Below are 23,130 nucleotides of genomic sequence, written 5' to 3'. Positions count from 1 at the left end.
TTTCCCCGTGACAGTTTTTGGCCGATCGGTTATCGCTCAGAGATCATGACGACCGATCCCGTTGCCAATCTCCAGACCCTCATCCGCTGCCCCTCCGTGACGCCTGCCGAAGGCGGCGCGCTCTCCGCGCTTGAAGCGATGCTTGCGCCGCTCGGCTTTGCCGTCGATCGCGTGACCGCGACCGAGAAAGGGACACCTGACATCGAGAACCTCTATGCCCGGCTGGGCACATCGGGTCCGCACCTGATGTTCGCCGGCCACACAGATGTCGTGCCTGCCGGCGACGAAGCGTCCTGGACGCATCCGCCCTTTGGCGCCGAGATCGACGGCGGCATCCTGTACGGCCGCGGAGCGGTCGACATGAAGGGCGGGATCGCCTGCTTCGCGGCCGCCATCGCCCGGCATGTCGGGAAACATGGCGCGCCGAAAGGCTCGGTCTCGTTCCTGATCACCGGCGACGAGGAAGGCCCCGCGATCAACGGAACGATCAAGCTGCTCGAATGGGCGCATGCGAAAGGCGAACGCTGGGATGCCTGCCTGGTTGGCGAACCGACAAATCCGGACCAGCTGGGCGACATGATCAAGAACGGCCGGCGTGGTTCGGTCTCGGGAACGGTCACGGTGCATGGTGTGCAGGGGCACGTTGCCTATCCGCATCTCGCAGACAATCCGGTGCGATCCGCGCTTGCCATGACGGCGGCCCTGATGGATCCGCCCTTCGATACCGGCACGGCGAATTTCCAGCCGTCCAATCTGGAAGTGACCAGCATCGACACCGGCAACAAGGCGACCAATGTCATCCCGGCCAGGGTCACCTTCTCTTTCAACATCCGCCACAATGACAGCCGCACGACCGAAGCCATCCAGGAAGAGATCGTCCGCCGCCTCAATGCCGGCGCGGCAAACGTCACGCTCCGGCCCGGCCGTCCGCCCGCACGCTTCGACATCGTCTGGGCCGAGCGACCGAGCCAGGTTTTTCTCACGCGCGACGACCGGCTGATCGCGTCGCTTTCGGCGGCCATCGAGGCGCGCACCGGCCGCGTGCCGAAGCTTTCCACCACGGGCGGCACGTCGGACGCGCGCTACATCAAGGATTACTGCCCGGTCGTCGAGTTCGGCCTGGTCGGCCAAACCATGCACATGGTCGACGAATGCGTACCCGTCGCCGATCTCGAGGCGCTGACCCAGATCTACGAGACCTTCATCGAGCGCTGGTTCGACGATGCCGCGGCTTGAAGAGGTCGCCCATTATATTCAGGGCCTCTGGCTCATTCTCAAGGGCAGGCCCGAAGGTTTCGGCTATCTCGATTTCACCGAGCGGGGCTTCTGGCGGTCATGGTGGTCGCTGGTTTACGTCCTGCCGCCGACGCTATTGAGCTATCTGGCGCTCAAGACGCTCGTCCTGTCGTTACATCCAAATCCTGCTGCCGTTGGCATCGGTTTCTACTTCAAGCTCGCGGCGGTGGATTACGGAAGCACCGTGATCACGACGATCACATTCCTCGTCGTCGCGCGCTTTGGTGGATTTGGCAAATTCGCGGCCGCCATCATCATCGCGCTCAACTGGCTTGCCGTGCCGCTGCAATGGGCCTTCTCGCTCGAGAATCTCATCCAGATCTATGTCCCGGGCAGCGCGGTCCTCACCGAGTCCGCGCAATTTGCGTCACTGCTGCTGACGGCATTCCTGTCTTATAGGATCATCGACCGGATCGTCGGTGGCAGTGCGCTGGTGACCGCCACGTCCTTGTTGACGCTCTATGTCGTGCCGCAATTGAGCCAGTACAAGATTGCCCAGGCCCTGGCGCTGCTGCCGGACCTATAGGTCTTCTTCGTCGTCCGGTTCGTAGCGTAGAAGCTGCGATACATCGCCGTAATCGACCTTCATGAAATAGAGCCCGTGCGGCGGCGCGACCGGCCCGCAACGCGTGCGGTCCTTCGCTTCCAGTGCATCCTTCACGTCCTCGGGCGTCCATTTGCCTTCGCCGACCATTTTCAGCGTTCCGGCAAAGGAGCGGATCTGGTTGTGCAGGAAGCTTTGTGCCGAGGCGCGGATTTCGATCAGTTCGCTCGTGCGGCTCACATCGATCCGATCCATGGTGCGGGCGGGATTCCGCGCCTGGCAGCGGGCCGAGCGGAAGGTGGTGAAATCATGATAGCCAACCAGCATCTGCGCCGCCGCATGCATCGCCGCATGATCGAGCGGCTTTTTGATGTGCCAGGCGCGCATCGCCTCGATCGCGATCGGCGCGGGCCGCGAAATGATGCGGTACAGATAATGCCGCTTGGTGGCGGAAAAGCGTGCATCGAAGGTCTCGGGCACTTCCTCGGCTTCTATGATCGCGACCTTCTCGTTCGCCATCGCGAGGTAGGCGTTGACGGCGTTGGCAAGCGTCTGCGCCTTCCATTGGCGGCCGAGATCGACGTGGCAGACCTGACCGTAGGCATGCACCCCGGCATCGGTGCGGCCGGCGGCGCGCAGCGATACCCATTCACCGGTCATCGAATGGATTGCTTTCTCGATCGCGCCCTGCGCGGAATGGCCATTGTCCTGCCGCTGCCAGCCGACATAGGGCGTCCCGTCATATTCGACCAGCATGCGGAAACGAGGCATCAGCCGACTTTCATGCCAGGGATGAGTGGAGTGCCGCGCAGGAATTCCTCTGCATCGAGTGGTTTGCCGCCGGCCTTCTGCAGTCGGGTCAGGCGCACGGCCCCGGAGCCACAGGCGATCGTAAGCCTGTCGTTGATCACCGTGCCCGCAACCGCCGATCCACTCGCGAGCTCCGAATGCAGCACCTTGATGCGCTCGACCTTGCCGCCAATCTCCGCCTCGAACCATGCACCCGGAAAGGGCGCGAGTCCGCGCATGTGATTGTGCACGTCTTCGGCGGCTTTGGAGAAGTCGATGCGGGTTTCGTCCTTGCCGATCTTGGCGGCATAAAGCACGCCGTCATCCGATTGCGGCGTCAGCGGCAGATCCTCGCGTTCAAGCTTTGCCATGGCCTCGACCATCAACCGGGCGCCCACTTCCGACAGAACATCATGCAATTCGCCAGCGGTCATGTTCTCGCCGATCGCCACCCGGGCCGTCATCGCTACAGGGCCGGTATCCAGCCCCTTGTCCATTTTCATCACCATCATGCCGGTCTCCGCGTCGCCGGACATGATCGCCCGCTGGATCGGCGCCGCACCGCGCCAGCGCGGCAGCAGCGAAGCGTGGCCGTTATAGCAGCCGAGCCGCGTGCCGGTCAGGATCGATTCCGGCAGCAGCAGGCCGTAAGCCACGACCACCGCGGCGTCGGCACCGAACGCCCTGAACCGCTGGACATCCTCAACCTGCCTGAAATTCAGCGGTGTCAGCACCGGAATGCCGAGCGCCTCGGTCGCGCGATGAACCGGGGAGGGGGTAAGCTCCAGCCCGCGCCGGCCGGCGGGACGCGGCGGCTGCGAATAGACCGCCACAATCTCATGGCCCGCCTCATGCAGCGCCTTGAGCACGGCCACCGAAAAATCCGGCGTTCCCATGAAAATGATGCGTAAGCTCATCGGCCTGTCCGTTCGAAAATCTCAGGCGCCTTCAAACGGGTTTACGAGCGAGAGATCAAGCCCTTCGAAGTCTTTTGTGTTGCGTGTGGCGAGTGTCGCGCCGTGAGAGAGGCAGATGGCGGCGATCTGGGCGTCCTGGATCGTCATCATGCGACCATTCATTTCTCGCCGAGCTCTCATTAAACCCGCCAGTGCGGACGAGGCGTTGCTTGAACGGAGAATGCGCGTGGCATAGCGGACTTCGAGTATTTCCCTTGCATTGTCGAGATACCGTGAGGACCGGTGCTTGAGACGGTGCTTTTCACCGCCGTAGAAAAGCTCGGTAATTGTCATGTCCGTCAGATAGAGCTCTTCCGTGCGTTGAATGGAAAGCCAGTACACGAGGGCGGCATCCGGAAGCCGGCGGCTGGTCTCGGAAACGATGTTGGTATCGAGGACTATCATTCCTCAAAGCTAAAAGGACGACCGAAGTCCTTCTTTCTTTGTTGTTCGATTTCATCCATGATCTCCGAGAATTGGTCGCTTTCCTCATCGAAAGGCGCGAACAGTGCCCGTAATTGCTCGTATGGATTCCCAGCGGCTAGTTCGTTTTCCTGCGTCTGATGCTCGAGGATACCGCGACGGAGCATCTCTCTCGCCGCGTCCGACATGCTTCTGCCTGTCGAGCTGGCGATTTGTCCGAGCCCTCGCTTCAAATCCTCTGGCACATTCCGGATTAGCAGATCGCCCATGCGTTGGCTCCTATGATATCAGTGATATCATAGTGCCAAAATATCGGATTATCAATGATTGGGCTATTAGGCCCGCATCTTCGCCTTGGTGAATTTCTTGATCACCATTTCCCGTTTCAACCGTGAGATATAGTCGATGAACAGCACGCCGTTGAGGTGGTCGATCTCGTGCTGCAGGCAGGTGGCGAGCAGGCCCCCTGCCTCGACGATCTGTTCCTTGCCCGCTATATCGATATATTTCACGGTGACCTTCGCCGGCCGTTCCACCTCGGCATAGTAATCCGGGATCGACAGGCAGCCTTCCTCATAGGCCGAACGTTCGTCCGACGAGCGCAGGATCTCGGGATTGATGAAGATCTGCGGTTGCCTCTCCTCGCCCTCCTTGTGGAGGTCGATCACCAGCAATTGTTTCGGAATTCCGACCTGGATGGCGGCCAGCCCGATGCCGGGCGCGTCATACATGGTCTCCAGCATGTCGTCCGAGAGCTTGCGCACCGCGTCGTCGACTTGTGCGATGGGGGAGGAAACCTGGCGAAGCACCGGGTCGGGAAGGATGATAAGAGGCTTGATCGTCATGCCGTCTCACTTAGTACAGCGCGGGAATTCTTGCAATATTGATGATCCCTTGAAATTGCAGTGTTTCGAACGGGATAGGTCATAGCGCTGTTCCCGTTTTGATCTGGTCACCGCGCGCGAATCTGTTATGGTCGCCCGATGCAGGATCTCATCTCACTGAACACGACGCTTTTCACCATCGGGCAATACCCGGTTACGCTGGCAATCCTTCTCGTTGCGGCGGGCGTGGCGCTTGTTGGGATGCTGGTTCTGGCCACCCTTGGCTGGTCGGCGTCACGTCGCGCGGCGGAGAATGCGCGTCTGGACGCCGAACGCCGCGCTGGCGAGGCCGAACTCCGCATGGCGGAGATCCTCAAAGCGCAGACCGAGATGCAGGGCCGCATTGCCGCGATGACGGATGTGTTCGGCTCGCGCCAGCACGAACTCAACCAGTCGATCAACCAGCGCATCGACGGCATGACGCACCGCATCGGCCAGACCATGACCGAACAGACAAAGCAGACGCACGAAAACCTGCGCCGCCTGCAGGAACGGCTGGCCGTCATCGATACGGCGCAGAACAATATCCAGGCGCTCGCCAAGGATGTCGTCGGGCTTCAGGCGATCCTGTCGAACAAGCAGACCCGTGGCGCCTTCGGCCAGTCGCGGATGGAAACGATCGTCGCCGATGGCCTGCCGATGGGAGCCTATGAGTTTCAGGCGACGCTCACCAACGGCTCGCGGCCCGATTGCCTGATCAGAATGCCGAACGGCCAGCCGTCGCTGGTGGTCGATGCAAAGTTCCCGCTCGAGGCGTGGAACGCGATCCGCGATGCGGGTCCCGATGGAGCCAAGATCGCCAGCCAGCAGTTTCGCCGGGATATCGAGGTCCATATCAAGGATATCTCGGAGAAATACCTGATCCGCGGCGAGACGCAGGACACGGCCTTCATGTTCGTGCCGTCGGAATCGATCTTCGCCGAGATCCACGAGAATTTCGAGGGGATCGTCCAGCGTGCTCACAAGGCGCGGATCGTCATCGTCTCGCCGTCCCTGCTGATGCTGTCGATCCAGGTCATCCAGGCGGTGCTAAAGGACCAGCGCATGCGCGAACAGGCCCATCTCATCCAGGGCGAGGTTATCCGTCTGATGGAGGATCTCACGCGCCTCGACGACCGGGTGCAGAAGCTGCAGGGACATTTCTCCGCGGCCCAGAAGGATGTCGAGCAGATCGTCACATCATCGAGCAAACTCGCCAAGCGCGGCGAGCGTATCGAGGCGATGGAGTTCGAGGTCGTGCCGCCACAGGGCGTCGCCGCCAATCCCGTCGAGGCGCCGTCGCGCAGTGTCGAAAGCCGCACCGGCCAATTGAAGCTGAGAGTGGTTGACGAGGACTGAGAATCCGGGCCAATGATGTCTTGGGGAAACCACAAGAACAGGCCAGAAAAATGATCACCGTCCTCGGTTCCATCAACATGGATCTCATCGCCAGCGTCTCGCGGCTACCGAAGCCGGGCGAGACTGTCACCGGCGAAAATTTCGTCACCGCGCCGGGCGGCAAGGGGGCCAACCAGGCGCTGGCCGCGCACCGGGCGGGTGCCGATGTGGTCATGGCGGGCGCCACCGGCGAGGACGAGTTTGCGGTGCCCGCGCTCACCTATCTCCGCTATGACGGCGTCAATCTCAACCGTGTGAAGAGTGCGTCGAAGGCCACGGGCGTGGCGCTGATCTTCGTCGGCGCGGATGGCGAGAATGTCATCGCCATTGTGGCTGGTGCCAATGGCACGGTGACGGCTGAGGATGCAAAGGCAGCGGTGGGCGATATGAAGCGCGGCGACACGCTGATGCTGCAGATGGAGATCCCGCCCGCGGCGATCGAGGCAGGCCTCAAGGCGGCGAAGGAAAAAGGCGTTATATCAGTGGTCAACATCGCGCCGATCACGGCTGATGCCAAGCGGCTCGCCGAGATGGCGGATGTCGTCATCGCCAACGAGACCGAGTTCGAACTGTTCTCGGGCAAGAAGACGCTTGACAGTGCATCCCGCGAGGCCGAGATGCTGCGCATCAACCAGGAAACCAAGCAGACCCTGATCGTCACGCTCGGCTCCGAGGGTGTGGTCGCCGTCCGCAACGGCAGCCTCCATCGCGCCGCAGGGCTGAAGATCGAGCCCGTCGATACGGTCGGTGCGGGCGATACGTTCTGCGGTTACTTCGCTGCCGGCCTCGACCGGGGAGTGCGCTTCGAGGTCGCACTACAGCGCGCGGCTATCGCCGGTTCGCTCGCCTGCACGAAGGCCGGCGCGCAGCCGTCTATCCCGTTTGACCGCGACGTCCAGAAGAACCTCAAGACTGCTTGACCGGCGGCGGAATCCCGCGACGGCACGGAGTCAAAATGTCGCGGTGCACCGTTCGCCAGTCGTTAACCAATTGGCTTTAGACAAGACCATGCCGCCGGTCCGTGCTTTGTTGACCGGCTTATTGCCTTGAATGCAATGGTTTTTCCATGATGGAAGCGGCACCCCACCCGCCACTCGTTCCGAGGCTGTCATGTTGAAATTCGCCCCGAAGTCTCTCGCGCCCAAACTCCTGCTCGTTACCGGCGCCATCATTGCCCTTCTTCTTCTCGCTTCCAATTTCGTATTGATTGGCCAGACGCGCGACCGCGTCCATTCGCTGATCATGGCCCAGGCCGAGACCGAGGCCAAGGCGATCGCGCAGGGTATCGTCACGGAGACCGGTGCGCTCGCCAGTGCCGCACGCACCATGTCCGGCGTGATTTCGCACGGTCATCAGCTTGGCTCGTTCGACCGCAAAGCGGTGATCGACATTCTCAAGACCGGCCTCGAACAGCAGAAGATGGCGTTCGGCAGCTGGTTCGCCGAAGCCCCGGAAGGCTTCGACAAGCGTCAGGCGGAGGCCAAGGACAAGCTTGACCTCGGCGGCAACAAGAACGGCGTCTTCACGCCCTACTGGACCAAGGCCAAGGATGGCTCGGCGAGCTTCAGCACCTTCGGCGAGGATTATGCGGCCGAATGGTACGCCAAGGCCGCGACATCGCAGAAGGGCGCGATCACCAAGCCTTACGTCGCCTCGGAAATCCAGCCGCCCACCGCGATGAGCTCGATCGCCTATCCCGTCATGTCGGATGGCAAGCTCATCGGCGTCACGGGCGTCGATGTCTCGCTCGGCATGCTGCAGGAAAGCCTTGCCAAGCTCACGCCCTTCGGCACGGGCCGGGTGCTGCTGCTGTCACAGGATGGCAAATGGCTCGTCTCGCCCAGCGCGGACTTGCTCAACAAGGACTATGAGGACATCGCTCCGGACGCCGTGAAGGCAGCACTCGCCGATGGCAAGATGACGACGCTCGCTGATATCGATGGTACCGACGGCGCCCGCTTCAACCGTCTCGTCTATCCCTTCGCGCTGCCCGATCTCAATGTCAGCTGGGTGTTGCTTGTCGATATTCCCCATGCCGCGCTCGCAACCCCGGTGCGCGACCAGACCATCATGATGGTCATCGGCGGTATCGCTGTGTTGCTGGCCGCACTCGCCGGCCTCTATTTCGCCGCCCGCAGCTTCATCGCAAAGCCGCTCGAAGGCCTGATCGGTGATGTCGGCCGAATGAGCGCCGGCGATTACAGTGCGCCCGTCAACGGCCAGGACCGCCAGGATGAGACCGGCGCCGTGGCCCAGGCGCTCGAAACCTTCCGCCACCGCCTCGCCGACAGCAATCGTCTTGAAGCCGAAGCCACCGAGGCCCGCCGTCGTGGCGAGGACGAGCGCAGCCGAACCGAGGCTGAACGCAGCGAGAATGCCCGCGTGCAGCAGTTCGTCGTTGGCCAGTTGAAGGATGCGCTCGGCAAGCTCTCCGCCGGCGACCTCGCCTTCCGCATGAATTCGGAATTCCCCGGCGAATACGAGGAACTCAAGACCAACTTCAACTCTGCCATGGAAAGCCTCGAAGAGACGATCCGCATGGTCGGCCTTGCCGTTTCCAATATCGATGCAGGCACCAGCGAGATCTCTACTGGCGCCAACGACCTGTCGCACCGCACCGAGCAGCAGGCGGCCCAGATCGAGGAGACGGCAGCCGCCCTCAACGAACTCACCGAGCAGGTGCATTCGAGCGCCGAGAATGCCAAGACCGCTGCTTCGGCCGTCAACAACGCCAACCAGGAAGCAGCCAAGTCGGGCAGCATCGTCAAGAACGCCATTGCCGCCATGCACGGCATCGAGAAGAGCTCGGCGCAGATCACCAACATCATCGGCGTGATCGACGAGATTGCCTTCCAGACCAACCTGCTAGCACTTAATGCGGGCGTTGAAGCGGCACGTGCCGGTGACGCCGGCAAGGGCTTTGCGGTCGTGGCACAGGAAGTGCGCGAACTGGCACAGCGCTCGGCAACCGCCGCCAAGGAAATCAAGTCGCTGATCAGCGCGTCGGAATCGCAGGTCAATGACGGCGTGGCGCTCGTTGCCCAGACCGGCACGGCGCTGGAGGCGATCTCCAGCCAGGTCGTCCACATCAACGGCCTGATCAACATGATCTCGGTGTCGTCGAGCGAACAGGCGGCCGGCCTGCGCGAAATGAACACCGCCATGCACCACATGGATCAGGTCACCCAGCAGAACGCGGCCATGGTCGAGGAAACCACGGCGGCCTCGGTCTCGCTCAGTGATGAAGCGGCCCAGTTGAAGGCACTGGTTGCGAGGTTCCGGGTATCAGGCGGTACGCCGACGCGTGATCTCAGGTCAGTCGCGCGCCGCATGCGGGCGTGATTGCAGCAAGCGCTTCATGATCTCCAACGTCCGCCCGGCAATGGCTTGCCCGGCGGACGTTGCGACATTTATCCCACGGCCATCATCCGGCCCGGCCGAATGACGGGATCGTGATCGGTTTTCGCCTTGCCGCAGGGCAAAAAATCTCGCTAGGAATCGGTCTCGATTGATCCCTGCCAGAAAAGAACTGCATTGACTCCGATCGCATCGCCTCTCTCCCGCCGCCACTTCATTCTTGGCTCCCTGTCAGCCACTGCTGCCTTGGCCGGTTGCTCAACCTCGATCCGGGCACCAGTTCCCGGGTTTGCCACGCCCCCCATCGCGCCGCCGACGGCGGAAGAACTCGCGGTTATTTACGGGCCGAAGCAGGATGGCGACTTCGTCCTCCCCGCGATACCCTATGAGCAGATCGATCCGAAATTCTATCGCCAGCGCGTCGCCAATCCGACTTCCGAACGCCCGGGTACAGTGGTCGTCGATACGCCGTCGCGGTTTCTCTATGTCATCGAGCCCGGCGGTACTGCGATGCGCTACGGCGTCGGCATCGGCCGCGATGGTTTCGCCTGGCAGGGCGAGGGCGTGATCCAATGGCGGCAGCACTGGCCTCACTGGAAGCCGCCGAACGAAATGGTTGCCCGCCAGCCCGAACTGGCCCGCTATTCCATCGACAAAGGCGGCATGAAGCCGGGGCTGGAAAATCCGCTCGGAGCCCGCGCGCTCTATATATTCCAGAACGGCGCGGACACGCTTTACCGGCTCCATGGATCGCCGCAATGGGATTCCATCGGCAAGGCGACCTCGTCGGGTTGCGTGCGGCTGATCAACCAGGATGTGATCGATCTCTACGAGCGCGTCCCCTACCACGCCAAGATCGTCGTTTACCAATAGGCTCGTAGTGAGGCGTTAAAGCCTCGCCACGCGCTCCGTCAGCAGTTCGAAGAAGCCTTCGTCGTCGACATCCCTAAGCACCAGCGCATTGTGCTTGCGCTTGGTCACCTGCCACCAATCGACCACCGTCATACCCAGTGTCAGTTCGGAATTGAGTTCGATCTCGACATTGCATTCCCGGCCCTTGTAGAGTTCTGGCCTGATCAGGTAGGCAATCACGTTGGGGTCATGCAGCGGCCCGCCGTCAGAGCCGTATTTCACGATGTCGAAACGCTCGAAGAACGCCAGCATGTCGGCCAGCGCGACCGCGGGCTTGGTGCCAACAGCGCGGATTTTATCGACGCGTCGCTTATAGGTCAGCACCTTATGCGTCAGATCGAGCGGGATCATGACGATGCGGATGCCGGATTTGAAGACAATCTCCGCTGCTTCCGGATCGACATAGATGTTGAATTCCGCAGCCGGTGTGATGTTGCCGACCTCGAAATAGGCGCCGCCCATCAGGACGATCTCCTGGACGCGCGCGACAATGTCAGGCGCCTTCTGGAACGCCGTGGCGATATTGGTCAGCGCGCCGAGCGGGCAGAGCGTGACGGTACCCGGGGGTTCGCTGCGCACGGTCTCGATAATGAAATCGACGCCGTGCTGCACTTGCAACGGCGTCACCGGATCGAAGAGTTCGGGACCGTCGAGCCCGGTGGCACCATGCACATGTTCGGCGGTCACCAGCGGCCGCTTCAGCGGCCTGTCGCAGCCGGCGAACACTTTCACGTCGGTACGGTTCGAGAAATCGCAGACGATCCTCGCATTCCTGGAGGTGAGCGCCAGCGGCACGTTTCCGGCAACTGCGGTGATGCCGATAACTTCAATTTCCTCAGGCGAGCCGAGCGCCAGCATGATCGCCGCTGCGTCGTCCTGACCGGGATCCGTGTCGATGATGATCTTGCGGGGATGTGCCATTTTTCTGAATCCTCCAGTCTTTTTCATGCCTTGCGCGACCATGGTCTAACCACCCCGTGGACGCCTTGCAACTCCCGCCCTGTTACACCATATGAAACACCGTGGATGCTCATCGAGGTCCACGAATTGTCGCTTGCAGCCAAGGACATGGAAAAGATGACACGTGTGACCCCCTTTGCGAGCCCGCTTCTCCTGGGCTTTGACGCAATGGAGAAGACGCTGGAGCGCCTCTCCAAGATCAATGACGGTTATCCGCCCTATAATATCGAACGTTTGCGCGCCGACGATGTCACCGGTGAGCCCGACCGGCTGCGAATCACGCTTGCCGTTGCCGGCTTTGCCGAGGAAGACCTCGACGTCACCACCGAAGAAAACCAGCTCACCATCCGTGGCCGCCAGGCCGCTGAACCCGGCGAGCGGGAATTTCTCCATCGTGGCATCGCATCGCGACAGTTCCAGCGATGTTTCATGCTCGCCGACGGCATGATCGTCACCGCGGCAGCGCTGAAGAACGGTCTTCTATCCATCGACCTCGTTCGTCCCGAACCTGCGAAAATGGTGAGAAAAATTAATATTTCTGTCCCAGACTGAATAATTGCGGAATTGCCGCGTCTCCTAATTAGAAGGAGTTTTTGACATGATCTCCAAAAACACACAGGCGGGTCGCATGACCAGGAATGAATTCGCGCATCTCGGCGCGGGCAAGGTTGGCTACATCAGGAAGATGCGTTCGGAAGACGTTTCCAGCGTATTTCCGGAAGCGCCGGACCTCAACCCGGGCCTCGATCTCTGGGCCCTGTTCGGCGCCGATGGCACGCCCATCCTGCTGACGGACAACCGTTCCTCGACCTTCTTCAAGGCCGCCGAGGACGATCTGACGACCGTCGCGCTGCACTAGGCGCCGGCGTACACGCAAGATGACCATCCGGCGGATGCCGGATGCGAGGTGTGTGACATATTTGGACTTTCGTTCGGGCTCCAGTTTGGGTTCCCTGAATGAATAGGTCGCGATATCACCGGACTCAGATGAGCCGGTGGATGGACGAGCATAGTTGGCTCGGCGACGAACTTCATTTCCTTTCAACGCAACGATATTCCCATTGCCCGGCATGTCGGCGACGCTGATCTTCTCGCGAACTTATATTGCCATTTGGCAGCAAATCATCTATATATGGCCATATAGGAGAATACATGGCCAATCTGCAACTGATCGAAACGACGCCTTCCGATTTCTCCCCGCAGCCCATCACCGAAGAGGAGGCGCGGGCCATGTTCCGTGCCGCGCTCAATCTGTTCCGGCTCTGGGATATCACCGACGATCACGCGGCGACGCTGCTCGACATGTCCGTCAGGACGTTCCGGCGCTGGAAAACGGGCGACTTGGGCAACATGAGCCGGGACATGAAGGCACGGCTTTCCAATCTTATGGGTATCTACAAGGCCTTGCGGCTGATCTTCCATGAACCGCAGCGCGGCTATTCGTGGATAAAGGCACCCAACGCCGCTTTTGGCGGTCGCCCCGCGATCGACGTGATGCTTGGCGGCGAGCTGACGGACCTGATGCGGGTGCGGCGCTATCTGGACGCCGAGCGCGGCGCCTGGTGATCGCTGAGACAAATATCCCGGTTGCCAGTGTGCGATGGCGCGGTGCCGTGCGTATCATCCGCAGCCTGTTTCCGCCGATCGATCTCTTCGAGGATATCGCCGACCCCGCCGACTGGCCGCTTCTGATCGCGGCCGAACAGAAGACCAATCCGCGTCTGATGGAGAGCATCGGCAACCTCGATCTCGTCCCGGCCGACCGCCGCGTCTCCGGTCCGGGTTCAAGCTACCTTATGGCGCCGTTCACGCATGCCAGCCCCGACCGGCCGAGCCGCTTCAGCGGCGGGTCATTCGGGGTGCTCTACATCGCTGATGACTTCGAGACCACACTATTCGAGACGATCCACCATCATGCACTGTTCATGGCGAGAACTGGCGAACTGCAGGGCTGGACGTCGCAGTTCCGCGAAATCGTGATGGATGTAGAGGCGAAGCTGCATGATATTCGCAGCGAAGCAGCTTTTTCGACAGCGCTCGACCCGGCCGACTATTCCGAAAGTCAGGCCCTGGGCCAGCGGCTAAAGGATATGGACTCGGAAGGCATTATCTATCCCAGCATCCGCAAGGCCGGCAGTGAATGCGTGGCACTATTCTATCCTGATTTGGCCGGCAATGTCAGCCAGGGTCGTCATCTCGATTATCACTGGGATGGCCAGCGAGTGGACATGGTGCGGGATGCGGGGGTGGGCGCGGTGTATCGAGTGTTGACCGCCTAGCTCTTCCGAAACGTCAAATACGCCGAACTCCGCCCCTCGCGCCGTGCCTTGGCCTCGTAGCGCGTGCTCGGCCAGTCTTCGAACGGGGTCAGCCAGTCGCTGGCGTTGCGGGCAGTCCATTCCAAGCCGCCGTGGCGGTCGATATGTTGGAGCACCCAGTTCACGTAGGTGTCGATGTCAGAGGCGAAGCAGAACAGTGCGCCCGGCTTCAGCGCGCGGTGCAGGCGGGCGAGATTGACCTGGCTGACGAAGCGCCGTTTCCAGTGCCTCTTCTTCGGCCACGGATCGGGATAGAGCAGGTCGATCTGGTCGACGGACGACGCCGGCAGCCAGTCGAGCACTTCCACGGCGTCATCGTCATAAAGCCGTATATTCTTGAGGCCCAGTTCCTCGATCCGCGCCAAGAGCTTCGCCATGGAATTGACGAAGGGCTCGACGCCGATGAAGCCGGTTTCCGGGTTGGTCGCCGCGCGATGGATCAGGTGTTCGCCGCCGCCGAAGCCGATCTCAAGCCGGATCGCCTTGACGGGAACATCGAAGAGGGATGCGAGCGCCGGGGGTGGAGGCGACTTGAGATCGAGCTTCAACAGCCCGAGCGATTCACCCATCAGCCGTTGCTGGTTCGGCCGTAGCGGCTTGCCTTTGCGGCGCCCGAAAAAGGCTTCGGTGGAGCGCGATTTCCGCGCTCCACCAGGTTCGATCTCATCGTTGTCGTTGTCCGCGATCACGCCTTCAGCGCGTCCTTGAGCGGCTTGACGAGGTCCAGCTTCTCCCAGGAGAACGACCCGTCGCGGCCAGCCTTGCGGCCGAAATGGCCATAGGCGGAGGTCTTTGCATAGATCGGCTTGTTGAGGTTGAGGTGACGGCGGATGCCGGTCGGTGACAGGTCGATGACCTTGCGGATCGCCTCTTCGATCTGGTCTTCGGTGTGCCTTCCCGTGCCATGCAGGTCGACATAGACCGACAGCGGCTGCGCCACGCCGATGGCATAGGCGAGCTGGATCGTGCAACGGTCGGCAAGGCCCGCAGCCACCACGTTCTTGGCAAGGTAGCGTGCGACATAAGCCGCAGAGCGGTCGACCTTGGTCGTGTCCTTGCCGGAGAATGCGCCGCCGCCGTGGGGAGCGGCACCGCCATAGGTGTCGACGATGATCTTGCGGCCGGTCAGGCCAGCATCACCATCCGGTCCGCCGATCACGAACTTGCCGGTCGGGTTGATGTACCAGTTGCAATCCTTGTCGATCGGCAGATCGCCGAGTGCTTCGCGGATATAAGGCTCGACGACGGCGCGAACCTTCTTGGAATCCCAGCTCTCGTCGAGATGCTGGGTGGAAAGTACGATCGAGGCTACACCGGCGGCCTTGCCGTTCTCGTAGCGCACGGTCACCTGGCTCTTGGCGTCGGGGCCGAGCTTGCCCACGTCACCTTCGCCCTTGCGGCGGGCTTCGGACAGAAGCTGCAGGATGCGGTGCGAATAATAGATCGGTGCCGGCATCAGATCAGGCGTCTCGGTGCAGGCGTAACCGAACATGATGCCCTGGTCGCCGGCGCCTTCGTCACCCTGCTGGTCCGACGCATTGTCGACGCCCTGGGCGATGTCTGCCGACTGGGAATGCAGCAGCACGTCGATCTTGGCATTTTTCCAATGGAAGCCGGCCTGCTCGTAGCCGATGTCGCGGATGGCCTTGCGGGCAACCTGCTTGAACTTGGCGGGATTGATGACCTCGACGCCGTTCTTGTCCTTCTTCATCAGGCTGTGCGGCAGGCGCACTTCGCCGGCGATCACCACGCGATTGGTGGTGGCGAGCGTCTCGCAGGCGATGCGGACGTTCCAGGGATCGGTCTTGGTCTTGATGGCTTCGCGGTAGACCAGATCGACGATCTCATCCGAAATACGGTCGCAGACCTTATCAGGATGTCCTTCGGAAACGGACTCGCTGGTGAAGAGATAGCTTGGGCGCATTATGGGAATTCCCCTCAGTGAAGATAGCGGTGCTCTGTGTAGAGAGTTCGCTGCGGAAAAACAAGCGCACAAGGATATGGATATATCTTTATATCATCCGTTTTTCGCGGTTTATGCCCGCTTTTTGCCACTTTCGGCCACCCACCGGTGAATTCCGACAATAGGAATTCCCAATGAGTCCTTTCCCCGCAAAAACATTTCGCCTCGCCTTTTGGGCGGAATACGCTTCCGGCGATCCCCGGATCGTTTTCCGGGGTCTACGCGCGGAAAAGAGCATCGGCGGCGCAGTTATCGTCGAACCGAGGACAAAGTTGATTGGATGGTTCGGGCTTGTGTCGATGAGGACGACCGGAGCTTGCCCTTCGCTCGTCTGCGCATTGGCTACCAAGAGCCCGCCGGCCCATCGGGCTGGCAATTCGCGCAATATTTCCCAGGAAATTGCCACCGCTGATGCGCGGCAAGTGACCATGGCGAGACGGTCGGTTGCGGGCCCCTTTTTTGATCGGGGCTCGCAATCGTATGGTTTATTCGGCTTCGGCTTCGGCGGCGAGCGCCTTGACGAGATCGACCAGCTTGCGGCGGACCTTCGGATCATTGATCTTGACGAAGGAGCGGTTGAGTTGCAGGCCTTCGGAAGAGGACAGGAAGTCCACCACATAGTTCGAGCTCGACGCTTCGGCCATTCCGGCGGGCGTATTGGCCGGGTTGCCGTCGGGCGCGTCCTCGAAGAAGAACGAGACCGGAACATTCAGGATGCCGGATATCGCCTGCAGACGGCTGGCGCCGACGCGATTGGTACCCTTCTCGTATTTCTGGATCTGCTGGAAGGTGATTCCGAGTGCTTCCCCAAGCTTTTCCTGGCTCATGCCAAGCATAGTACGGCGCAACCGGATCCGACTTCCAACATGGATGTCGATCGGGTTTGGCTTCTTTTTGTTTTCAATCATGGCTATTTTCCTATGTGAAGCGGTGGAGCGACTGACAGTTGTCAATTCCGCTACGTGCAAGACGCAAGCGCTGGGAAACCATTGCGAACGTCTTCACCATAGCGGGCATCGGCCACTCGGACCACTATGCCTTTTTAGGGGTTTTTGGTCAATTCCGGCTGAAAATAAAACTCATGCGGGAGAAAAACACTAGCAAGATCAATAGGCTTTCCAGCAACCCGAAGTTAAGTGAGGGTAATAAGATGTGCCAGATTGGCGCAGTCCTGGGTGGCAGGATACCATCGACCACTCCGACGGCGCCGAAGTCGAGGCCGGCCTGGATCCTGCCATAGCCGTCGATGATGGCGGAAATGCCGCTGTTGGAGTTGCGGATCACCGGAAGGCCGCTTTCGACGGCGCGAATTCGCGCCTGGTGGAAATGCTGCCAAGGCCCCGGTGTATGACCGAACCAGCCGTCATTCGTCAGGTTGACGATCGCATCGGCCTCCTGTCCTTCCGCAACGCCCTCTTCGGGAAAGATCACCTCATAGCAGATCAGCGGCAGCAGCCGGTTGCCATCCGGCGCCGTCAGTAACTGGTGGCGCGGCGCTGCGCTGTAGCCGCCGGGAAACGCCGCTATCGCATTCAAACCAATACTGTTCCAGAAACTCTCGAAGGGCAGGTATTCGCCGAAGGGCACGAGATGCACCTTGTCGGCGGCGGCGATGATCTGCCCTTGGGAGTCGATCATATAGGCGGAATTGTAATAGCGGGCGGGGGAGCCGCTGCCGTCGCTTTCGGTCCGCACCGCGCCCGCGATCAGGATCTGGCCGTCCTCCAGCACGTCCGCGATCCGCACCAGCGCGTCGGGGTTCTGCGTCAGGATGAAGGGCACCGAGGTTTCAGGCCAGATCACGTAATCCGGGCGTTTCGCGCCTTCCTTGAGCGGCGCTGTCGTGAGCCGGATATGCTCCTCGAAAATCCGGCCCCGTTCATTGTCGTCGATCTTCGCAGCCTGGTCGATCATCGGCTGGACGATGCGGATCGTGCGTGGCTCGTTAACCTTCACGACATCCGAGGTGTTCAACCTGTAGGCGCCAAAACCGAAATGCAGCGCAAGCAACGTAAGCGCGAGAACGGTTGCAGGCCAGCGGCCCGGCCCTGTGACAACCAGCGCCGGGGCGGCAAAAACCAAAACCGCCAGGATATTCATCGCATAGGTGCCGGTCACCGCCACCGATTGCATCATCAGCGGGAAGGGCATCATCGAATAGCCCACCGCATTCCACGGAAAGCCCGTCAGCACGAAGGCGCGCAACCATTCGGCAAAGCCGAAGGCGGCTCCGAGCACGAGCAACCGCGTGAAGCCGTCGGTCCAGGCCAAGCGTGCGATGAAGGTCGCAAGGCCATAGAAAAGTGCGAGATAGGCAGGAAGACCCAGGATGGCGAGCGGCAAGGCCCAGGCGAATTCATCGGCCTCCACGAGAAGCGCATTGCCCGTCCACCAGAGCCCGGCAACGAAATAGCCGAAGCCGAAGGCCCATCCGACCGTGAAGGAAGGCAGGCGGCGCGCGATGAAGCCCCGGTCCGGGTCACCCGCGGCACCATCGATCAGCCAGAGCAGGATGGGAAAGGAAATGAAGTTGACGGCGAAGATGCCGAACGGCGGTTGGGCGAGGGTGGAAAAAGCGCCGGCGAGAATGGCGATGAGGAACCGTTTGAAGCCCGAACTCAGCATGACATAGGCCGCGAACCGCTGCATGCACACTATCCCATTCCGCGCGAATCAGTCGAATTGCCGAAGTCTTGCAGGATTTCGCCGCATTTGTCCGCGAAATCTCCGTTCGCGGGTCCAAAGAGCGCATTAACGATAGCGTGGAAAAACCTGAGTCGGACCCGCGAAAATTAACCGGATGGCACAGGCAGGTGATGAATCTGCGCGCGACCAACAATTCGATCGATCCGACTCTAGGCCTACGGCGTTGAAGTCAGTATATCGAGAGCAATCCGGACCCGAGGCGGTTCGAATGAAGTGGAGACATAGATGGCAAATGGTCTGATCGTTCCGGTGATCCTGGCGGGTGGCAAGGGCACGCGGCTATGGCCGATGTCGCGTTCGCAGCGGCCCAAGCAGTTCCTGGCGCTGACCGGCGATCTCAGCCTGTTCCAGCTTACTCTCAAGCGGTTGGCGGATCCGGCGCGCTATGACAAGCCGATCGTGGTCACCAATGCCGAGTACCGTTTCCTCGTCGCCGAGCAGGCGCAGGAGGCTGGCGTCGAACTCGAAGCCGTGCTTCTCGAACCCGTAGCGCGCAACACGGCACCAGCCATTGCGGCTGCGGCGCTGATCGCCTCGCGCGACGAACCGCGCCTCGTCCATGTGCTCGCCTCCGACCACAACATCGCGCTCGATGACGCCTATATGACCGCGATCGATACCGCCGCCGCCGCCGCCCGCGAAGGCCGTCTCGTTACGTTCGGCATCACGCCGACCTCGCCCGCTACCGGCTTCGGTTATGTCGAGGCCGGCGAGAAGGAAGCGACCGGCGCCCACCATGTCGCCCGTTTCGTCGAGAAGCCGAACGAGGACCGCGCCAAGGAAATGATCGCGTCCGGTAACTATTACTGGAACTCGGGCATGTTCCTGTTCGATTCCTCGGTCTTCCTGTCGGAATGCCGGGCGCTGGCGCCCGATGTGCTCGATGCCGCCGAGGCCTCGGTCAAATCAGCTCATGAGGATCTCGATTTCATCCGGCTGGGCGAAGAAGAGTTCGCGGCTTCACCCGATATCTCGGTCGATTATGCGATCTTCGAAAAAACCACGCTCGCCTCGGTCGTGCCGTCGCCGATCCAGTGGTCGGACCTCGGCGCCTGGGATGCGGTGTGGAAGGAAAGTCCCAGTGACGACAATGGCAATGTCACCCGCGGCCCGGTCAACCTGTTCAACGCGAAGAACTCCTTCGTGCTGTCGGAAGGCACCCGCGTCGCCGTCAACGGTGTCGAGGATGCCGTGGTGATCGTCTCCGAAGACGCCGTCTATGTCGGCAAGCTCTCGGATGCGCAGGATGTCGGCCGGGTCGTCAAGGAACTGGCGAAGAACAAGGAAACCGCCAAGCTCACCGAGGAGCATCGCACCAGCTATCGCCCCTGGGGCGGCTATTCTTCGATCCTGCAGGGCGAACGCTTCCAGGTGAAGCGCCTGTTCGTCAAGCCGGGCAAGCAACTGTCGCTGCAGAAGCACCATCACCGCTCCGAACACTGGATCGTGGTGCGCGGCACGGCCGAGGTGCAGATCGGCAATACGGTCCAGATGCTGCGGGAGAACCAGTCGGTCTATATCCCGCAGGGCGATGTCCACCGTCTCACCAATCCGGGCAAGATTCTGCTCGAGCTGATCGAGGTGCAGACCGGTTCCTATCTCGGCGAGGACGATATCATCCGTCTTGAGGATACGTTCGGACGGACCTGAAGCTAACCGTGATGCCAGTGGTCGCGGTTGAACCACAGCCGCGGCGCGATATAGCCGATGATGACGGGTGTGATCGCGAAGCTCGCGAGCACGGCCACCGGCAGCATCATCGCGGCCTCCCTGTTGAACGCGGGCACGTTGACGACGATGACGACACCGATGCCGAACAGCACCGCATTGACGATCAGGGATACGAGGGCGGTCAGCCAGGCGCGTCTGGACATCGTGGTGATCCTCGTGACACGATTTGGCGAAACGCGCGGCTAAATCTTTTGTTCCAACCGAACACTTCGGCGTCAAATCGTACTTACCTTCCGGCCGGTCCAATGCTAAACGACTGACCAATTAGGGGTTGGACCCCAAGCCTTTCGTGAAGGAATACATCATGGCCGTGGCGGATCAGAGCGCGGGCTCCCGGTTTGGCAAGACGACGCTGTCGGTGATCATGGCGGTCAGCCTCTGCCATCTGATCAACGACATCATGCAGTCGCTGCTATCGTCACTCTATCCCTTGTTCAAGACCAATTACGATCTCGATTTCGTCCAGATCGGCCTCTTGACGCTCGCCTTCCAGGTCACGGCCTCACTATTGCAGCCGATGGTCGGACTGGTCACCGATCGCTGGCCGATGCCCTATTCGCTGCCGGTCGGCATGGCGAGCACCTTCTTCGGCCTGATCGTGCTGGGCAATGCCCACAGCTTCGGATTTCTGGTGCTGGGCGCCTGCATGATCGGCTTCGGCTCGTCCGTGTTCCATCCGGAATCCTCGCGCATCGCCCGTCTTGCCTCGGGTGGCAGGCACGGCCTGGCGCAGTCGCTTTTTCAGGTCGGCGGCAATGCCGGCCAGGCGATCGGCCCGTTGCTCGCCGCTTTCATCGTGTTGCCTTATGGCCAGAAGAGCGTCGCATGGATCGCCGTCATAGCTCTTGCCGGCATGATGATCCTGACCTGGGTTGGACGCTGGTTCATGGAACACCGCCGCCAGCAGGCCACCAAGCCGCCGGCAAGCCGCGCCCTGCCGCTCGAAAGAAATCGCGTGCTCTGGGCGCTCATCATCCTGGTCGTCCTGACCGCGACCAAGAACGTCTACATGTCCTCGATGGCGAGTTACTTCACCTTCTACACGATCGAGAAATTCGGCATGAGCATCGAGAACTCGCAGTTGATGCTGTTCCTGTTCCTCGGCGCAGCGGCTGTCGGCACCTTCATGGGCGGGCCGATCGGCGACCGCTTCGGCGCGCGTTTCGTGATCTGGTTCTCGATCCTCGGCGTCATTCCCTTCGCACTTCTGTTGCCCTATGCCAACCTGTTCTGGACCTGCGTCCTTGTCGTGGTCATCGGCCTGATCTTCGCATCGGCCTTCTCGGCCATCGTCGTCTTCGCGCAGGAACTGGTGCCGGGCCGGGTGGGCATGATTGCCGGCATATTCTTCGGCCTTGCATTCGGCGCGGGCGGATTGGGCGCCGCCATGCTCGGCGTCTTCGCGGATTCGAAGGGCATCGAGTGGGTCTTCCGGATGTCGTCCTACCTGCCGCTGCTCGGCCTGCTGACGATACTGTTGCCGAAACTGCCGGAACATCGTTGATAGAATTTAGAACCGCTTCCATTTAACAAGGAAGGGCTCTAACGAACCGCCTGCCCGCGCGCAAACACAACGGCTTCTCGCACCGCGCCGGCCAGCGTCGTGACAAGTTCGCCAAGTTCCTCTTCGCTCGCATTGTAGGGCGGCGCGAGAATGATTGTGTCGCCCGAGGTGCCGCCGACATTGCCGGTGCAGGGATAGCAGATCAGGCCCTTCTCCAGCGCCCGCCGGCCGATAACCGCATGCACCATCAAGTCCGGATCGAATGGTCTTTTGGTGTCCGGATCGGCAACAATCTCGACGCCGATGAAATAGCCGCGCCCGCGTATGTCGCCGACTTCACGCATATCGGAGAGTGCGGCGCGCAAGTCGTCGCGCAGCCGGGCGCCGCGCTTCAGCACATGGGCGAGCAGGCCGTCGCGCTCGATGATCGTCTGTACCGCGACGCCGGCCGCGCAGGCAGTGGTATGTCCGGTGAACGTGTGGCCGGTCTGCACGCCGCCATGGGCCGCGACCAGCGCTTCGTGGATCACATCGGAATAAAGCGCCGCACCCAGCGGCACATAGCCGCCCGCGAGGCCCTTCGCCACGCTCATGATATCGGGAACCACGCCATCCTGTTCCAGCGCCCGCCAGGTGCCGGTGCGTCCGGAACCGCACATCACCTCGTCGCCGATCACCAGCACGCCATGCCGCCGGCAGACGGCTTGCACGGCCTTTGCATAATCTTCGGGCGCGGGCACCACGCCGCCGGCGGCACCCACAACTGGTTCGAAGATGAAGGCCGCGACCGTCTCGCGTCCCACGCGCAGGATCTCTGCCTCCAGCTCGGCGGCAAGATATGCTGCAAGCTGGTCCAATGCCACGCCCTCCGGCGGTCGATAGGCATTCGCCGCTGACACGAAGGAAACATCGAGCAGCGAGCCCTCATAGGCGTCGCGCCGGGTCTTGAAGTCGGAGACCGAAAGCGCGCCGAGTGTATTGCCATGCCAGGACCGGCGCCGGGAAATGAACCGACGGCGGGCCATCTCGCCGCGCGCGGCATGGTATTGCAGCGCGATCTTGAGGCAGCTCTCGACCGCTTCCGAGCCCGATGTCACGAACACCATCTGGCGAAAGTGACCGCCAGTGCGTTCAGTTATGATCGCCTGCAACTGGTCGCTGGCATCGCTTGTGAAATGGTAGCGATAGGCGTGCGCCACCTTCTCGTTCTGGATCCTGAGTGCTTCGTTGACCTCGGGATGCGCATGCCCGAGGCAATAGACGGCGGGGCCACCCGATCCATCGAGATAGCGCTTGCCGTCGACGTCGAAGAGATAGCTGCCGCGGGCATAGGCTACGCGCGGCAAACCATCCGTGGTGGGATTGTTGGCGGCGTTCGCGAGGTGTGACTGCGTCATGCTCTTCCCATTT

The 23,130-nt window shown here is 61.2% G+C and carries 24 protein-coding genes; 12 read left to right on the top strand and 12 right to left on the bottom strand.

Annotated features, from left to right (window positions below):
- The first annotated feature begins 42 nt into the window (after nt 1-42).
- Both dapE and ACSQ26_RS20240 read left to right on the top strand, forming a co-directional pair.
- Nucleotides 43-1,236, top strand: coding sequence for a succinyl-diaminopimelate desuccinylase (gene dapE / locus ACSQ26_RS20245; protein ID WP_436015376.1), 1,194 nt, complete (start codon nt 43-45; stop codon nt 1,234-1,236).
- On the top strand, nt 1,223-1,822 hold the full coding sequence (locus ACSQ26_RS20240) for a hypothetical protein (protein ID WP_436012019.1): 600 nt from the start codon (nt 1,223-1,225) through the stop codon (nt 1,820-1,822). The genes dapE and ACSQ26_RS20240 overlap by 14 nt, the downstream gene beginning before the upstream one ends.
- Here the strand turns inward: ACSQ26_RS20240 and truA are convergent.
- The 5 genes from truA to def all read right to left on the bottom strand — a co-directional run bounded on the left by truA (nt 1,817) and on the right by def (nt 4,853).
- Nucleotides 1,817-2,611, bottom strand: coding sequence for a tRNA pseudouridine(38-40) synthase TruA (gene truA, locus ACSQ26_RS20235; protein ID WP_436012017.1), 795 nt, complete (start codon nt 2,609-2,611; stop codon nt 1,817-1,819). The genes ACSQ26_RS20240 and truA overlap by 6 nt on opposite strands.
- Complete coding sequence (gene fmt / locus ACSQ26_RS20230) at nt 2,611-3,546, bottom strand: methionyl-tRNA formyltransferase (protein ID WP_436012015.1); 936 nt, start codon at nt 3,544-3,546, stop codon at nt 2,611-2,613. The genes truA and fmt overlap by 1 nt, the downstream gene beginning before the upstream one ends.
- A gap of 21 nt (nt 3,547-3,567) precedes the next feature.
- Nucleotides 3,568-3,990 carry a PIN domain-containing protein gene (locus tag ACSQ26_RS20225; RefSeq protein ID WP_436012013.1) on the bottom strand — a complete coding sequence of 141 codons (423 nt, stop codon included), beginning with the start codon at nt 3,988-3,990 and terminating at the stop codon, nt 3,568-3,570.
- On the bottom strand, nt 3,987-4,277 hold the full coding sequence (locus ACSQ26_RS20220; protein WP_258160184.1) for a FitA-like ribbon-helix-helix domain-containing protein: 291 nt from the start codon (nt 4,275-4,277) through the stop codon (nt 3,987-3,989). Before ACSQ26_RS20220 ends, ACSQ26_RS20225 begins: the two co-directional genes overlap by 4 nt.
- Nucleotides 4,278-4,343: 66 nt before the next feature.
- Nucleotides 4,344-4,853, bottom strand: coding sequence for a peptide deformylase (gene def / locus ACSQ26_RS20215; protein WP_436012011.1), 510 nt, complete (start codon nt 4,851-4,853; stop codon nt 4,344-4,346).
- Between the two features lie 150 nt (nt 4,854-5,003).
- Between def and ACSQ26_RS20210 the strand changes: the two genes are divergently transcribed.
- From ACSQ26_RS20210 to ACSQ26_RS20195, 4 genes are all read left to right on the top strand, one after another.
- Nucleotides 5,004-6,230: a DNA recombination protein RmuC gene (locus ACSQ26_RS20210; protein ID WP_436015374.1), complete on the top strand. Its 1,227-nt coding sequence runs from the start codon at nt 5,004-5,006 to the stop codon at nt 6,228-6,230.
- 50 nt (nt 6,231-6,280) lie between these two features.
- Nucleotides 6,281-7,189: a ribokinase gene (locus ACSQ26_RS20205; RefSeq protein WP_436012009.1), complete on the top strand. Its 909-nt coding sequence runs from the start codon at nt 6,281-6,283 to the stop codon at nt 7,187-7,189.
- A 190-nt stretch (nt 7,190-7,379) separates the two neighbouring features.
- Nucleotides 7,380-9,611, top strand: coding sequence for a methyl-accepting chemotaxis protein (locus ACSQ26_RS20200; RefSeq protein WP_436012007.1), 2,232 nt, complete (start codon nt 7,380-7,382; stop codon nt 9,609-9,611).
- Nucleotides 9,612-9,803: 192 nt separating this feature from the next.
- Nucleotides 9,804-10,499 carry a L,D-transpeptidase family protein gene (locus ACSQ26_RS20195; protein WP_436012005.1) on the top strand — a complete coding sequence of 232 codons (696 nt, stop codon included), beginning with the start codon at nt 9,804-9,806 and terminating at the stop codon, nt 10,497-10,499.
- A 15-nt stretch (nt 10,500-10,514) separates the two neighbouring features.
- On the opposite strand, the gene ACSQ26_RS20190 is transcribed toward ACSQ26_RS20195, so the two are convergent.
- Complete coding sequence (locus ACSQ26_RS20190; protein ID WP_436012003.1) at nt 10,515-11,459, bottom strand: nucleoside hydrolase; 945 nt, start codon at nt 11,457-11,459, stop codon at nt 10,515-10,517.
- Nucleotides 11,460-11,615: 156 nt separating this feature from the next.
- Between ACSQ26_RS20190 and ACSQ26_RS20185 the strand changes: the two genes are divergently transcribed.
- The 4 genes from ACSQ26_RS20185 (at nt 11,616) to ACSQ26_RS20170 (ending at nt 13,777) form a co-directional block, all read left to right on the top strand.
- Complete coding sequence (locus tag ACSQ26_RS20185) at nt 11,616-12,050, top strand: Hsp20 family protein (protein ID WP_436015372.1); 435 nt, start codon at nt 11,616-11,618, stop codon at nt 12,048-12,050.
- 46 nt (nt 12,051-12,096) lie between these two features.
- Complete coding sequence (locus ACSQ26_RS20180) at nt 12,097-12,357, top strand: DUF1150 family protein (RefSeq protein WP_436012001.1); 261 nt, start codon at nt 12,097-12,099, stop codon at nt 12,355-12,357.
- A gap of 293 nt (nt 12,358-12,650) precedes the next feature.
- Nucleotides 12,651-13,064: an MbcA/ParS/Xre antitoxin family protein gene (locus tag ACSQ26_RS20175; protein WP_436011999.1), complete on the top strand. Its 414-nt coding sequence runs from the start codon at nt 12,651-12,653 to the stop codon at nt 13,062-13,064.
- 47 nt (nt 13,065-13,111) lie between these two features.
- On the top strand, nt 13,112-13,777 hold the full coding sequence (locus ACSQ26_RS20170; protein ID WP_436011997.1) for an RES family NAD+ phosphorylase: 666 nt from the start codon (nt 13,112-13,114) through the stop codon (nt 13,775-13,777).
- Here ACSQ26_RS20170 and trmB read toward each other — a convergent pair.
- From trmB to lnt, 4 genes are all read right to left on the bottom strand, one after another.
- The gene (gene trmB / locus ACSQ26_RS20165; protein ID WP_436015370.1) at nt 13,774-14,502 is read right to left on the bottom strand and encodes a tRNA (guanosine(46)-N7)-methyltransferase TrmB; all 729 of its coding nucleotides are present in this window, start codon (nt 14,500-14,502) and stop codon (nt 13,774-13,776) included. The two genes, ACSQ26_RS20170 and trmB, sit on opposite strands and share 4 nt — an antisense overlap.
- Nucleotides 14,502-15,740 carry a methionine adenosyltransferase gene (gene metK, locus ACSQ26_RS20160; protein ID WP_436011995.1) on the bottom strand — a complete coding sequence of 413 codons (1,239 nt, stop codon included), beginning with the start codon at nt 15,738-15,740 and terminating at the stop codon, nt 14,502-14,504. The genes trmB and metK overlap by 1 nt, the downstream gene beginning before the upstream one ends.
- Before the next feature lie 524 nt (nt 15,741-16,264).
- Entirely contained in the window at nt 16,265-16,687 is a 423-nt protein-coding gene (locus ACSQ26_RS20155; RefSeq protein ID WP_258160195.1) for a helix-turn-helix domain-containing protein, read from the bottom strand.
- Nucleotides 16,688-16,835: 148 nt separating this feature from the next.
- The gene (gene lnt / locus ACSQ26_RS20150) at nt 16,836-18,428 is read right to left on the bottom strand and encodes an apolipoprotein N-acyltransferase (protein WP_436011993.1); all 1,593 of its coding nucleotides are present in this window, start codon (nt 18,426-18,428) and stop codon (nt 16,836-16,838) included.
- A 282-nt stretch (nt 18,429-18,710) separates the two neighbouring features.
- Here lnt and ACSQ26_RS20145 point away from each other — a divergent pair, with 282 nt between their 5' ends.
- Nucleotides 18,711-20,135: a mannose-1-phosphate guanylyltransferase/mannose-6-phosphate isomerase gene (locus ACSQ26_RS20145; protein ID WP_436011991.1), complete on the top strand. Its 1,425-nt coding sequence runs from the start codon at nt 18,711-18,713 to the stop codon at nt 20,133-20,135.
- A gap of 2 nt (nt 20,136-20,137) precedes the next feature.
- On the opposite strand, the gene ACSQ26_RS20140 is transcribed toward ACSQ26_RS20145, so the two are convergent.
- Entirely contained in the window at nt 20,138-20,359 is a 222-nt protein-coding gene (locus tag ACSQ26_RS20140) for a hypothetical protein (RefSeq protein ID WP_436011989.1), read from the bottom strand.
- A gap of 161 nt (nt 20,360-20,520) precedes the next feature.
- Between ACSQ26_RS20140 and ACSQ26_RS20135 the strand changes: the two genes are divergently transcribed.
- The gene (locus tag ACSQ26_RS20135; RefSeq protein ID WP_436011987.1) at nt 20,521-21,720 is read left to right on the top strand and encodes an MFS transporter; all 1,200 of its coding nucleotides are present in this window, start codon (nt 20,521-20,523) and stop codon (nt 21,718-21,720) included.
- Nucleotides 21,721-21,758: 38 nt separating this feature from the next.
- On the opposite strand, the gene ACSQ26_RS20130 is transcribed toward ACSQ26_RS20135, so the two are convergent.
- On the bottom strand, nt 21,759-23,117 hold the full coding sequence (locus ACSQ26_RS20130) for an aspartate aminotransferase family protein (RefSeq protein WP_436011985.1): 1,359 nt from the start codon (nt 23,115-23,117) through the stop codon (nt 21,759-21,761).
- Between the last annotated feature and the right edge of the window lie 13 nt (nt 23,118-23,130).

This window comes from Rhizobium sp. LjRoot254, from assembly GCF_964254105.1.
Lineage (GTDB): Bacteria > Pseudomonadota > Alphaproteobacteria > Rhizobiales > Rhizobiaceae > Rhizobium_E.
Note: the sequence above shows the minus strand (reverse complement) of the source record. Positions and strands in the feature narration are given on the sequence as shown.

Bases quoted from the DNA above. Each gene is read 5' to 3' on its own strand.
- ACSQ26_RS20240 (WP_436012019.1), top strand. From the start codon at position 1,223: ATGCCGCGGCTTGAAGAGGTCGCCCATTATATTCAGGGCCTCTGGCTC.
- truA (WP_436012017.1), bottom strand. From the start codon at position 2,611: ATGCCTCGTTTCCGCATGCTGGTCGAATATGACGGGACGCCCTATGTC.
- fmt (WP_436012015.1), bottom strand. From the start codon at position 3,546: ATGAGCTTACGCATCATTTTCATGGGAACGCCGGATTTTTCGGTGGCC.
- ACSQ26_RS20225 (WP_436012013.1), bottom strand. From the start codon at position 3,990: ATGATAGTCCTCGATACCAACATCGTTTCCGAGACCAGCCGCCGGCTT.
- ACSQ26_RS20220 (WP_258160184.1), bottom strand. From the start codon at position 4,277: ATGGGCGATCTGCTAATCCGGAATGTGCCAGAGGATTTGAAGCGAGGG.
- def (WP_436012011.1), bottom strand. From the start codon at position 4,853: ATGACGATCAAGCCTCTTATCATCCTTCCCGACCCGGTGCTTCGCCAG.
- ACSQ26_RS20205 (WP_436012009.1), top strand. From the start codon at position 6,281: ATGATCACCGTCCTCGGTTCCATCAACATGGATCTCATCGCCAGCGTC.
- ACSQ26_RS20200 (WP_436012007.1), top strand. From the start codon at position 7,380: ATGTTGAAATTCGCCCCGAAGTCTCTCGCGCCCAAACTCCTGCTCGTT.
- ACSQ26_RS20190 (WP_436012003.1), bottom strand. From the start codon at position 11,459: ATGGCACATCCCCGCAAGATCATCATCGACACGGATCCCGGTCAGGAC.
- ACSQ26_RS20185 (WP_436015372.1), top strand. From the start codon at position 11,616: ATGACACGTGTGACCCCCTTTGCGAGCCCGCTTCTCCTGGGCTTTGAC.
- ACSQ26_RS20180 (WP_436012001.1), top strand. From the start codon at position 12,097: ATGATCTCCAAAAACACACAGGCGGGTCGCATGACCAGGAATGAATTC.
- ACSQ26_RS20175 (WP_436011999.1), top strand. From the start codon at position 12,651: ATGGCCAATCTGCAACTGATCGAAACGACGCCTTCCGATTTCTCCCCG.
- metK (WP_436011995.1), bottom strand. From the start codon at position 15,740: ATGCGCCCAAGCTATCTCTTCACCAGCGAGTCCGTTTCCGAAGGACAT.
- ACSQ26_RS20155 (WP_258160195.1), bottom strand. From the start codon at position 16,687: ATGATTGAAAACAAAAAGAAGCCAAACCCGATCGACATCCATGTTGGA.
- lnt (WP_436011993.1), bottom strand. From the start codon at position 18,428: ATGCAGCGGTTCGCGGCCTATGTCATGCTGAGTTCGGGCTTCAAACGG.
- ACSQ26_RS20145 (WP_436011991.1), top strand. From the start codon at position 18,711: ATGGCAAATGGTCTGATCGTTCCGGTGATCCTGGCGGGTGGCAAGGGC.
- ACSQ26_RS20140 (WP_436011989.1), bottom strand. From the start codon at position 20,359: ATGTCCAGACGCGCCTGGCTGACCGCCCTCGTATCCCTGATCGTCAAT.
- ACSQ26_RS20135 (WP_436011987.1), top strand. From the start codon at position 20,521: ATGGCCGTGGCGGATCAGAGCGCGGGCTCCCGGTTTGGCAAGACGACG.
- ACSQ26_RS20130 (WP_436011985.1), bottom strand. From the start codon at position 23,117: ATGACGCAGTCACACCTCGCGAACGCCGCCAACAATCCCACCACGGAT.